Annotated in this window: 12 protein-coding genes; 4 read left to right on the plus strand and 8 right to left on the minus strand. The window is 35.1% G+C overall.

What is annotated here, in order from left to right:
- Window positions 1-14: 14 nt before the first annotated feature.
- The 5 genes from EKM01_RS11115 to mraZ all read right to left on the minus strand — a co-directional run bounded on the left by EKM01_RS11115 (window position 15) and on the right by mraZ (window position 5,278).
- Window positions 15-1,478, minus strand: a complete 1,464-nt coding sequence (locus EKM01_RS11115; protein WP_126768344.1) for a UDP-N-acetylmuramoyl-L-alanyl-D-glutamate--2,6-diaminopimelate ligase — start codon at window positions 1,476-1,478, stop codon at window positions 15-17.
- The gene (locus EKM01_RS11120; RefSeq protein WP_126461714.1) at window positions 1,475-3,478 is read right to left on the minus strand and encodes a penicillin-binding protein 2; all 2,004 of its coding nucleotides are present in this window, start codon (window positions 3,476-3,478) and stop codon (window positions 1,475-1,477) included. The genes EKM01_RS11115 and EKM01_RS11120 overlap by 4 nt, the downstream gene beginning before the upstream one ends.
- Window positions 3,469-3,816, minus strand: a complete 348-nt coding sequence (locus EKM01_RS11125) for an FtsL-like putative cell division protein (protein ID WP_126452681.1) — start codon at window positions 3,814-3,816, stop codon at window positions 3,469-3,471. Before EKM01_RS11125 ends, EKM01_RS11120 begins: the two co-directional genes overlap by 10 nt.
- Before the next feature lie 105 nt (window positions 3,817-3,921).
- Window positions 3,922-4,830, minus strand: a complete 909-nt coding sequence (gene rsmH / locus EKM01_RS11130) for a 16S rRNA (cytosine(1402)-N(4))-methyltransferase RsmH (protein WP_197037212.1) — start codon at window positions 4,828-4,830, stop codon at window positions 3,922-3,924.
- Complete coding sequence (gene mraZ / locus EKM01_RS11135; RefSeq protein ID WP_126562845.1) at window positions 4,805-5,278, minus strand: division/cell wall cluster transcriptional repressor MraZ; 474 nt, start codon at window positions 5,276-5,278, stop codon at window positions 4,805-4,807. The genes rsmH and mraZ overlap by 26 nt, the downstream gene beginning before the upstream one ends.
- 378 nt (window positions 5,279-5,656) lie before the next feature.
- Between mraZ and EKM01_RS11140 the strand changes: the two genes are divergently transcribed.
- Together EKM01_RS11140 and yihA are read left to right on the plus strand one after the other, a co-directional pair.
- Window positions 5,657-6,436 carry an alpha/beta fold hydrolase gene (locus tag EKM01_RS11140; protein WP_126461705.1) on the plus strand — a complete coding sequence of 260 codons (780 nt, stop codon included), beginning with the start codon at window positions 5,657-5,659 and terminating at the stop codon, window positions 6,434-6,436.
- A gap of 25 nt (window positions 6,437-6,461) precedes the next feature.
- A complete protein-coding gene (gene yihA, locus EKM01_RS11145) occupies window positions 6,462-7,082 on the plus strand; it encodes a ribosome biogenesis GTP-binding protein YihA/YsxC (RefSeq protein WP_126554653.1) in 621 nt (206 codons plus the stop codon).
- 81 nt (window positions 7,083-7,163) lie between these two features.
- Here the strand turns inward: yihA and gldC are convergent, their stop codons facing one another.
- Together gldC and gldB are read right to left on the minus strand one after the other, a co-directional pair.
- A complete protein-coding gene (gene gldC / locus EKM01_RS11150; protein ID WP_126452671.1) occupies window positions 7,164-7,499 on the minus strand; it encodes a gliding motility protein GldC in 336 nt (111 codons plus the stop codon).
- Window positions 7,499-8,455, minus strand: coding sequence for a gliding motility lipoprotein GldB (gene gldB / locus EKM01_RS11155; RefSeq protein WP_126768347.1), 957 nt, complete (start codon window positions 8,453-8,455; stop codon window positions 7,499-7,501). The genes gldC and gldB overlap by 1 nt, the downstream gene beginning before the upstream one ends.
- A gap of 100 nt (window positions 8,456-8,555) precedes the next feature.
- Between gldB and nadE the strand changes: the two genes are divergently transcribed.
- Both nadE and EKM01_RS11165 read left to right on the plus strand, forming a co-directional pair.
- Window positions 8,556-9,359 carry an NAD(+) synthase gene (gene nadE, locus EKM01_RS11160; RefSeq protein ID WP_126461696.1) on the plus strand — a complete coding sequence of 268 codons (804 nt, stop codon included), beginning with the start codon at window positions 8,556-8,558 and terminating at the stop codon, window positions 9,357-9,359.
- A 94-nt stretch (window positions 9,360-9,453) separates the two neighbouring features.
- Entirely contained in the window at window positions 9,454-10,083 is a 630-nt protein-coding gene (locus EKM01_RS11165; protein WP_126461693.1) for a response regulator transcription factor, read from the plus strand.
- A gap of 142 nt (window positions 10,084-10,225) precedes the next feature.
- Here the strand turns inward: EKM01_RS11165 and dnaG are convergent, their stop codons facing one another.
- Window positions 10,226-12,208 (minus strand): DNA primase, encoded by a 1,983-nt coding sequence (gene dnaG / locus EKM01_RS11170; protein WP_126554647.1) that lies wholly within the window; start codon window positions 12,206-12,208, stop codon window positions 10,226-10,228.
- Window positions 12,209-12,513 lie beyond the last annotated feature (305 nt).

The following is a 12,513-nucleotide window of genomic DNA, read 5'->3' on the forward strand; positions in this document are numbered from 1 at the left end:
CTCCGGTTAAACTTTTATTTTCCCAGTTGGCCTAGTGTTTTTTTAACTATTTCCACGTCATCAAAATCAAGGCGAATTCCATTTATTTCCTGATACGTCTCATGCCCTTTTCCAGCAATTAAAATAATATCGTTGGGCTGTGCCAATTGACATGCGGTTTTTATGGCTTGCTTTCTATCGGTTATTGACAGCACTTTTTTATAGTTTTGAGCGGCTACACCGTGTTCCATTTCGGTGATAATCACTTCCGGATTTTCATTTCTTGGATTATCCGAAGTGAAAATTGCTGTATCACTCCATTCAGCGGCAATTCCGGCCATAATAGGGCGCTTGCTTTTGTCTCTATTACCACCGCACCCCACAACGGTGATCAACTGTTCATTTTTGGTGCGAATGTCATTGATGGTTTTTAGTACATTTTCTAAAGCATCCGGCGTATGGGCATAATCTACAATAGCGGTAATATTTGAAGCAGAAACAATAAATTGGAAACGTCCCGAAACACTTTCTAAATCCGACAATAAACGAAGTACTTCCAGACTTTCCATTCCTAATTCGACTGCCGCTCCATAAATAGCTACTAAATTATACGCATTAAATGTTCCTATCAGCTTAACCCAAACTTCATTTCCGTTTATTTTCAACAACAAACCGGACAATTGATTTTCCAGGATTTGCGCTTTATAATCCGCATACGATTTTAAGGCATACGTACATTTTTTGGCTGTTGTATTTTGTAACATTACTTGCCCATTTTTATCATCAATATTCGATAATGCGAAGGCAGTTTTAGGCAAATTATCAAAGAAGGCCTTTTTTACATCTCTATATTCTGCAAACGTTGGATGATAATCCAAATGATCATGAGACAAATTAGTAAAAATACCCCCTACAAAATGCAAGGCTTCGGTTCTTTTTTGGTGAATACCATGAGAACTGACTTCCATAAAACAATAGTCGACTCCATTTTTGACCATTTCATTCAAATAGTAATTTATAGTAATCGAATCCGGAGTCGTGTGTGTGGCTTTATATTCAATATCATCAACTAAAATTTTAACTGTTGAGAGCAATCCCACTTTAAACCCTGCCTTTTTAAACAATTGATACAACAAAGAAGCAATTGTGGTTTTCCCGTTTGTTCCTGTAATTCCAACCAATTTCAGGTTCTTAGAAGGATCCCCAAAATAATTAGAGGTCATAAATGCCAAGGCTGAATTCGTGTCTTTTACCTGAACGTACGTAATTCCTTTTTCAATAATTTCCGGAAATGTGTCACAAATCACCGCAACTGCGCCTAATGCGATTGCTTTTCCTATAAAATCATGACCGTCTGATATTGACCCACGAATTGCTACAAAAACATCGTTAGACTCAATTTTTCTAGAATCGAAATCTATTTTGCTTACAGCAATATCCGTCGAACCCATTACGGCTTCAATGGCTACTTTGTATAATATGTCTTTTAGTATACTCATGATAATTCCAATAGTATCGTTGTGTTTTTTAGAATATTTTGACCTGCTTCAAGCGACTGTTTTTTCACTTTTCCAACTCCTACGACCTTTACTTTGACTCCCAAATTTCCTAATAAAGCAACAGCATCCATTCCTGGCATTCCTTTTACATTGGGTATAAACTGTTGTTTGTTCTGAGATTTCACAAAATAAGAATCATAATTATTTTCTTGTTTTGGTATCTTTCTATCTAAATTTTTAATTTCATTTGTCGAAGGGGCATCGGTAAATATTTTTTGTGCGATTCTCTTAAAAACGGGCCCAGCCACATCCGCACCGTAATAATTATTTAGCGCTGTACTTGGTTTATGCACCACAACTATACAAGAATACATTGGTTTGTCTGCCGGGAAGTAGCCCACAAAAGACGACGCATAATATTTTCCAGTTCCTCCAGCCTTTCCGTAATTCACCGCCGCTGTTCCTGTTTTTCCTGCCATCGAAAAATCTTTTGAATATAATTTAGAAGCCGTTCCTTTTTTGACAACATTTGCCAGAACTGCCCTTAATTTGGAAATAGTTTGTGGGGAACAAATTCTTGGATTCAAAACTTCTTTCTCATATTTTTTGATGGTTCTGTTCCATTCTTTTATTTCAGAAACAAATTGAGGCTTTACCATTTCCCCATCATTGGCAACCGCATTATAAAATGCCAGTGTCTGCATGGGAGTTATGTGGACTCCATATCCAAAAGCCATCCAAGGAAGCGAAATGTTTGACCAGTTTTTATCGCCTGGCTGAGGGATATAAGGCACGCCCTCCCCTTTGATGGAGAGCCCTAAAGTTTTGTTTAATCCAAAATCATTAAGATGATTGACAAATTGCGACGGGTTATTTTTGTACGCTTCATACACCGCCTGAACCATGATGGTATTAGACGAAAGTTCAAAACCTCTTGCTAAAGAAATTTTTCCATAACCGCCTTTGTGGGAATCACGCACTTTTTTACCTGAATATACAACGACTCCTCCTTTGCTGTCATAAACAGAACTGGTATCCGCTTTTTTATCTTCCAGAAGTGCCATCAAATCCGCTAATTTATAGGTAGAACCCGGTTCATGAGACTCCGCTACTGCGTAATTAGTGGTTTCGTAGTACGTTCCGTCTTTTGCTCTTCCTAAATTAGAAATTGCTTTCACATGACCCGTTTTAGTTTCCATAACCACTACAGAACCATGATCTGCCTGATACAATTCCAACTGTTTAAGCAAAGCATGATGTGCGATATCCTGAATATAAACATCAATTGTTGATATAACATCATAGCCGTCCTGAGGGTCTACTTCATTAACATCACGTATGGGTTTCCACTGTCCCTTGGCTATTTTCTGTTTTAATATTTTACCGTCTTTACCATTTAGATAGTTCCTAAAAGCCCATTCGATTCCTTTTCCATCCAGCGATTGCCCGTTTGATGTTCGCTCATACCCTACAGTACGTTCTGCAATTTTCCCAATAGGATGCTCTCTTATGGTTTCCTGTTCTACAATAATTCCTCCTTTATAAGCACCAAGATTAAATAAAGGAAACCCTTTGATTCTAACATATTCTGTATAACTTAAATCTCGGGCCACTAAATAATATCTGTTTTTATTGCCCCGGGCTTTTCTTAATTCATTTTCAAAATAATTTGCTGATTTCCCTAACAATAGAGCCAAAGAGTCTGATAATGGTTTCACATTCTTCTCAAATAATTCTGTTTTTGAAGCAAGTGCATCAAAGCGTATTTCATAATTTGGAATTGATGTAGCCAAAAGACTTCCATCGGCAGAATAAATATTCCCCTTATTGGCCGGAATAATAAAATTTTTAACGGTTCTTTGTTTGGCTAATTTTCTATAATAATCACCCTCTACCCATTGAATATTTGTTAATTTTACGGCTATCGCGATCGCCATCAGGAAAATTCCAAATGCGACCAGATAAATTCTGTAGGATATGTATTTATCTTCTACTGCCATAATTTTTTAAAGAAGCTTTTATCTTCCTCTTTTTTAACTTTTATTTTAATTGGCGGAACTGTTGAAGGAAAGATTTCTTTTTCTATCATTTTTTCAGAAACCGTTGATTCCATTTTTAATTTCATTAACTCAGACCGCCGATCTACAAATTCGGAACGCAACTCTTTAACCCGTCCGGTGAGCTCCGTAATTTTAAATACTTTTTGCTCAAATCGCTGAGTATTTGCAATCATAACAATAGCTAACAAAAGGATAAAAACAATGAACCGCCAGTTTTTGACAGCATCATCATCAATAAGAAACTTCGCTTTCAATATGCTATACACTCCGTTTTTCATTTGTCCTCTCCCCGACCCCCTCCAAAGGAGAGGGAGCCGAGATATTAAAAGTTACTATTTATTTTTCCTGTTTGGCTCCTCCCTTTTGGGGAGGCCGGGTGGGGATTATATTTTTTCAGCAATTCTTAATTTTGCACTTCGCGCTCTGTTATTTGCTTTTATTTCTTCGGCATTCGGAACTGTTAGTTTACCAATGGTTTTAAAAGGAACAGAAAAGTTACCAAAAAAATCTCTTTCCGGCTCTCCTTCGAACATTCCGTTTTTGATAAATCTTTTTACCAATCTATCTTCTAAGGAATGATAGGATATTACACTTAATCTCCCTGCTGGATTTAATATTTCCAGAGATTGCTCTAAAAACTCTTTTAAAACATCCATTTCCTGATTTACCTCAATTCGAATGGCCTGATATATTTGGGCTAATATTTTATTTCGAACTCTTTCCGGTAAATATCGCGCCAAAACGGCTTTCAACTCATCTGTTGTTTTGATTGGTTGCAGCTCTCTTGCCTCTACAATTGTTCTTGCCAAAACAGGAGCATTTTTCAATTCGCCATAATCCAAAAACACTCTTTTTAGATTTGCTTCATCATATTCATTGACCACTTTATAGGCATTCAAATCATTTTTTTGACTCATTCGCATATCCAGATCGGCATCAAAACGAGTCGAAAACCCTCTTTCCGGAACATCAAACTGATGCGATGAAACACCTAAATCTGCTAAGATACCATCCACACTTTTCACACCGTAAAAACGCAAGAACCGCTTTACAAAACGAAAATTCTCGTTAATCAGCGTAAATCTTTCGTCCGGCAAAGCATTTGCTAATGCATCTTCGTCCTGATCAAAAGCAAACAACTTTCCATCCGGCCCTAGCCTTTTCAAAATTTCTTTTGAATGACCGCCACCCCCAAAAGTGACATCAACATAAATGCCATCTGGCTTAATATTTAAACCATCTACTGATGCCTGAAGCAAAACCGGATTATGATATTCCATCGTCGTTGTCATTTATATTTCCCATTACTTCCTCTGCTAAATCTGCAAAATCAACATCTTCCCCATTTATTGATTTTTCATACCATTCTTTATCCCAAATTTCCACAATGTTTACGGCTGACGAAAACACCACCTCTTTTGTAATACTGGCAAAAACTACTAAATCTTTAGGCACCAATAATCGTCCTAATGCATCGATCTCAACCACTTTTACGCCTGCAGTAAACCTGCGGATGAAGTCATTGTTTTTCTTTACAAATCGATTGAGTTTATTGATTTTTTGCATCATTACATTCCACTCCTCCATGGGATATAACTCCAGACAGGGCTGAAAAACGGAACGCTTCAAAACAAATCCGTTTTGAAGTGAAGGTGCCAATTGCTTTTTCAAAGGCGCCGGCAACAGCACCCTTCCTTTAGCATCAACTTTACATTCATATGTTCCAATAATTGTATCCAAGAAAAAATATTAAATGATGTTGAGCAAAAATATAAAAAATATTACCACTATCTACCACTATACCCCACTTTGTTAATAAGTTTAACCACTTTCAAACAAAAACCCTTACTTTTTGGACAATCAGGCCATTAACCCATTCTGCTTAATTTGTAAGAAAGAGATCGTTATAGAAAAAAGACTGCCAAAACCAATGAAATTTGATTTTTTTAATGTAAAAATAAAAGGCATTTACATAGAAGTTTGTTGCTAAATCCTAAAAAAAAACAACTAAATTTTATCTAAAGTGGGATAATTTTACAATTAAAAATTGTTCTAAAAATCCATTTTTATTTATTAAATCCTATATTTGTCAAAATTGAAAATCCGCATTTACAAAAAATGGAAAAACACTACAAAAAAGAAGGCAGATACAGCTATTATGAAGCTGGTGAAGGAACTCCAATCGTAATCTTACACGGACTTATGGGGGGACTTAGCAACTTTGATACCGTTGCCAGCTACTTTTCTACAAGAGGATATAAAATAATTATTCCAGATTTACCGATATATACTCAAAATATTTTAAAAACTAACGTGAAAAGTTTTGCAAAATATGTCAAGGATTTCATCACTTTTAAAGGATTAGATCGTGTTATCCTTTTAGGAAATTCACTTGGTGGCCATATTGCATTGTACCACACTAAAATGTATCCTGAAAAAGTAGCCGGTCTTGTAATAACCGGAAGTTCAGGTCTTTATGAAAGTGCCATGGGCGATAGCTACCCAAAAAGGGGGGACTATGAATACATTAAGAAAAAAGCAGAAGATGTATTTTATGATCCAAAAGTTGCGACTAAAGAACTTATAGACGAAGTGTACGAGTCTGTTAACGACCGCATGAAATTGATCAAAACACTGACTATTGCAAAAAGTGCCATTCGCCATAATATGGCAAAAGATTTACCTAAAATGCATGTTCAAACCTGTCTTATTTGGGGAAAAAATGACAAAGTCACCCCTCCAGATGTAGCAGAAGAGTTCAATAAATTATTACCTAATTCTACTTTATATTGGATCGATAACTGTGGTCATGCGGCCATGATGGAACATCCAGAGGAATTCAATCGCTTACTTGAGGAGTGGCTTACAAACACTCATTTATCCGTACACAAATCGTAAAAGGAGAATTTTATACCTAGCAAAAATGAAAATTAATACCGCCGAATTTGTTATTAGCAACTCTGATGTGGCAAAATGTCCAAAAGACTTTTTACCGGAATATGCTTTTATAGGTCGATCAAATGTAGGAAAATCCTCTTTGATAAATATGCTGACCAACCAAAAAAAATTAGCTAAAACATCCGGCAGACCAGGAAAAACCCAATTGATTAATCATTTTTTAATTAACAACAATTGGTTTCTTGTCGATCTACCCGGTTATGGATATGCTAAAGTTTCTAAAAAAACAAAATCTATTTTTCAAGAATTCATCACTGATTATTTTGAGACCAGAGAGCAACTTGTTTGTGCTTTTGTTTTGATTGATATTCGTCACGAAGCACAAACTATCGACATTGAATTCATGTCGTATATGGGTGAAAGCGAAATTCCTTTTTGTATAGTTTTCACGAAAGCGGACAAAATCAGCAAGGTAAAAATAGACTCTCACGTAGCCGCTTATAAAAAGAAAATGTTTGCGAATAACTGGGCCGAAATGCCGCATTACTTTGTCACATCAGCGACTGAATCTACCGGAAAAGAGGACGTATTAAATTACATTGAAGAAGTAAATCAGGAAGTTTTTAAAAACAACAGCCAGTTTTAGAAAACAATCTAAGAGCATTGCAATAAAATCCCAAAACTACACTTTAGTTTTGGGATTTTTTTTGCAAAACAACACAAAAATTTACTTTGTGAGTTCCAATTTTTCAGCAAAATAATCGCAAAAATCTTTCATCGTATCCGCCATTTTTTCATCATCAGTAGCACGCTTGAAAGTTTCAGACATTGCCACTAAAGTCTGGTGAAAGAAAATTTTCATTTCATCTACCGGCATTTCCTTCGTCCACAAATCAATGCGCATACTTTCTTTTGCTTTGCTATCCCAAATAGACAACATTATTGCTTTGGCTTCCTCCAGCTCTACTCCGCCATCTTTAGCGGTCCACATTAATTTTTCCGGAACCTTATTTTCATCTAATTCGATTAGAAACTTAATTTCTGAGGTGTGTGTATTTGACATTACTTTTTAGGTTTGTATTTTGATTGTTTAAATATTTCTTTCGCATCTTTTTTTAACAGATCTGCAATACCTGCATCCTTATTATTCATATAGGATCGCACTATTTGCCAACCGATCCAGGCACCAACCCGACCTGGAGATTCATTGTCTATTTCCAGATAAAACTTAGAAAATGGTGCTGGATTTATAAATCGTGGAATTAACTTTTGATCGTTACTGTAAAGTAATTCTTTCTCAATAAAATAACGCCACATGTAACTTTCATTTTCTTGACACCATAATAATTGCTCTGGCGTATACCCTATTTTTTCGGCTTCTGTATACTTTGGCAAAAGCAAGTCTTTTAAATACAATTGTTTTCCACAATAAATCATCTGACTCAGCAAATCCTTATCTAAAACAGGAGGAATTTTACGTGTTGAAAAACTCGAAACTACATCTGGTGCAATCTGTCTTTGTTCAAAATTTTGTTTTAAATAATTGGGAAACTGATAAAATTTATGGTCTTTCCCTAAATACAATTCAAGTGAGATAATAACCAGACTGTCTGCATAAATGGCTTTATTATTATAGTCCATCTCAGCAATTACGGTAATCACTTTTGGTATTTTTGTTTCAGGAAAATAGTATTTAATATGCTTAAGCACACCTTCTAATTCTTCTTTTACCGGTTCAATATCAGCATATTTTTTTTGTACTTCCGTATATAATTCTCTCCAGATTGGATCCTGCATTTTATTCAGCCAAACGCTGTTGTCATTTCCTGGAGGAAAAAAGAAAGGAAACTCTTTTTTTATTTTCTCTAAGTCTTTTGGTGGCGTTTCAAAAAATATTTTATCAAATCGTTCTAATTTTACTTGTACAGGAATTGCAGCAATAGTATTCTCTACTTTACTTTTCTTATCACATGACAAAAAAAAGAGGCAAAAGACGAGGGACAACAGATCTATTTTCATAATTATTAATTAAATTTGTTACCACAGAATTTAAGGAAACCCATGTGCAACTAATTTAGTGTGCAAATATACATTCCTACTTTTTAAAACGTAAACTATTATGACTAAAAAAAGGGCACTACCCGTCGAAAAAATAAATACTCTTATTGTAAATTGGTTAAAAACATATGCTGAAAATGCTAAAGTGAACGGATTTGTTATTGGGATTTCAGGGGGAGTTGATTCAGCGGTAACCTCTACACTATGCGCCCAGACCGGACTGCAAGTTTTATGTATTGAAATGCCCATCCATCAAGCGCAAAGCCATGTAACAAGAGGCCGGGAACATATCGAACAATTAAAAAAAAGATTCCCTAACGTAACTAGCGTGGAAGCTGATTTGACATCTGTTTTTGAGAGTTTCAAAAAAATAGTGCCCGGTAATCATTCAGATATTTCTAAAGTAAACCTATCCCTGGCTAACACCCGAGCTCGCTTAAGAATGACCACATTGTATTATTTTGCAGGCATTCATTGTTTATTAGTTGCCGGAACGGGAAATAAAGTAGAGGATTTTGGCGTTGGTTTTTATACTAAATATGGCGATGGAGGTGTTGATTTAAGCCCTATTGCCGACTTAATGAAGTCAGAAGTCTATCTTTTAGGCAACTATTTAAAAATTCCAGATTCTATTTTGAAAGCACCACCCACCGACGGATTATTTGGAGATGAAAGAACCGATGAAGATCAATTAGGCGCCAGCTATAATGAGCTAGAGTGGGCAATGGCAGAAGATCACGCTGGAAAATCAATCGAAAATTTTACCGGAAGAGACAAAATTGTTTTTGAAATCTACAAACGATTAAACACTAATAATCAACATAAAATGACCGCAATACCAGTTTGTTTTATCCCAAAAGATTAAAGAAATGATATTTTATATTGATTTACAATTAATTACAGAATTTATTTATTAATTTTACATTTCCAATAATAAATAATTCTAAAAAACTAAAATCATGATTAAAGTATGTATAGCCGATAATTACCCCGTTGTGCATTTTGGAGTAAAATCTTACTTTAAAGACAATGCCGAGATATCAATAGTAGCCAATGTTGGTAACTTTTTGATGGTACGGGATATACTTTTAACAAAAGACATTGATGTATTGATATTAGACTTGGAACTGGAAGGTCTTTCCAGTATTTTTGAAGTGAAAGCACTTTTGAAAAATTTTCCAAAAACTAAAATCATTATCTTCAGTGGTCTTTCAGAACAGATTTATGCGCCAAATGCCATTAAAGCCGGAGTATCTGGCTTTGTGCACAAATCTGAAAAACTAGAAACCTTAGGTCAGTCGATTGTTAAAGTCCACCAAGGAAAAATAATCATGAATGAGACTGTAAAGAAAAATTTAGCCTTAATTGCAAAACAAAGCAAGAGTGAAAGATTGTATCGTAAGCTTTCCAACCGGGAAGTGGAGGTTTTGCGTTATCTAAGTGATGGAAAGAAAAACCACGAGATCGCGACTATTCTTAAACTAAATGAAAAAACGATTAGTACGTACAAATTGCGATTGTTAACAAAACTAAATGTTACTAATCTAGTAGATTTAGTAAACAAAGCAAAAACGTTAGAAATCGTTTAATACCATTGAGGCCTAACCACGTCTAGGCAATTTAAAAAAAAGAATGGATTACATGTTGATTCATTACAATTAATAAAAGCGCTGTATCTCTGTATCAAATTTCAGAGATACAGCGCTTTTTGATTTATAGATTGTGTAGCCTTTAATGGTATCGTACCACAACTCGCCCTAATTTTTTTGAAAACTTACCTCGCAACTCGATATAACTCATTGCTAAAGACAATGACTCCATATTATCTGATTCCGGATCGTTAGAAACGGAGTTTTTCAACTCTTCAATAATCTCACTAAGCAGAAACCATCTTAAAGTAAGCAATGTGTCCGAAACATCCTGATTTAACATTTCTTCTTTACTTTTAGGGAAAATATTTTGACCAGTCCAATTGTGCAAAACATTTTTTTCCTCTTCCATTATAATATTAGTTACTTCATCAGGAACACCTGACTGGTAGTGATTTATATATTTATCAAGCCCGGAGTTCTCATTTTGCAAATAATAATCGATTAAATTTTTGTATATATCTCTAAATATAGGACTTGCAAATTCTACTTCATCATCTTGCAAACTCAAATATATTTTCTGAAAAACTTTTAATTCTTTTATTTCGGTAACGTCCACAATTTCTCCGTCGCTATTTGACTTTAATAAAACTTCTTCAAATTTTTCCGTCTTGTTACCATAAAGCAATAGGATTTCAATTATTTTACGTTCAAATCGATACAGTGAATCTACTTTATCAGTCTGGACAGTATCGTCATTTTTAACATAGTCAAAGGCATTCTGCAATTGCTTTTGTTTGTGTTTTTTTTCAATTTCGATACCGTCTTTTTGGACTAATTGCGCCAAAGTGCTTAGTAAAACCTGCTCTGAAATATCCATTATTCTGGAACATTCCTGGATATAAATTTCTCGTTGAATCCTGTCCGGAATTTTCGAAATGCTGACGACCATGTCCCGTATAAGATCTGCTTTTTTGACGGGATCATTTTTCGCTTCATTCATCAAAAGAGAGGCTTTGAACTGAATAAAATCTTTTGCGTTATTCTCTAAGTATAAAACTAACGCTTCATAAGATGTTTTTTTTGCAAAACTGTCCGGATCTTCCCCATCAGGAAACGTACACACTTTTACATTCATTCCTTCCTCTAAAATTAGATCAATTCCACGCACAGAAGCCCGTAAACCTGCGGCATCACCATCAAAAAGCACTGTGATATTTTTTGTCAATCTGTTTATTAAACGGATTTGATCCGGTGTAAGCGCCGTGCCTGAGGAAGCAACCACATTTTCAATTCCGGATTGGTTGAACTGAATTACATCAGTATATCCTTCGACTAAATAACAATTATTTAATTTGGCTATTGATTGTTTGGCCTGAAAAATACCATACAGCACTTTACTTTTATGGTAAATTTCACTTTCCGGTGAATTCAAGTATTTTGCCGCTTTTTTATCGTTGGTAAGAATTCTGCCTCCAAAACCAAGTACTCGACCTGACATACTTTCTATAGGAAACATAACGCGACCTTTGAACCTGTCAAAAGGCCTGTCATCTCTGGGAATTGTGAGTCCGGTATTTTCTAGAAACTCTAATTTATAACCTTTCCCTAAGGCTTCTTTGGTAAAGGCATCCCAACTTTCAGGGGAATATCCCAAACTAAATTTCTTAATTGTATCCGCAGTAAATCCTCTTTCTTTAAAATAAGAATACCCTATTGCTTTGCCTTCTTCAGAATTGAACAGGGTGTTATGAAAATAACTTTTTGCAAACTCCGATACCAAATACATACTTTCCCGTACATCCGTAATGGCTTTTTCTTGATCCGTTTGCTCGGTTTCCTCAATTTCTATATTGTATTTTTTGGCTAAATACCGTATGGCTTCCGGGTAAGTGAAATGGGAGTGTTCCATTAAGAAAGCAACTGAATTCCCTCCTTTTCCAGAACTAAAATCTTTCCAGATTCCCTTTGCTGGGGAAACCATAAACGATGGAGAACGCTCTTCCGAAAAAGGACTAAGCCCTTTGAAGTTACTCCCTGCGCGTTTTAATTGCACAAAATCACCGATAACCTCCTCTACCCGAGCAGTTTCGAAAACAGTATCTATAGTAGCTTTTGTGATCAAATCTATTATTTTTTGAAATCCAAAGTTACAAAGTTTAACCTGAAAAATTATTGTTAGTACAAATAAAATCAACTCCTAGTTAAACTCATAAATCATTCCATTTGATAATTTAAGAAGTTATTAATGTTTTACAAATCAAAGAAACGCGCTAAATCATCATTTTAAATCAGTTAAAAAAGTTATTAGTTTTTAACATTCTTTTATATTTAATAAATTAGACGTTATTTTGTAATTGATTCCCCCCAATCTACATTACAACTTATTGATAAAGAAACAGTTACTTTAAAAAACCTATATCTATGATG

The sequence above is a fragment of the Flavobacterium sp. RSP46 genome (assembly GCF_003984825.1).
Lineage (GTDB): Bacteria > Bacteroidota > Bacteroidia > Flavobacteriales > Flavobacteriaceae > Flavobacterium.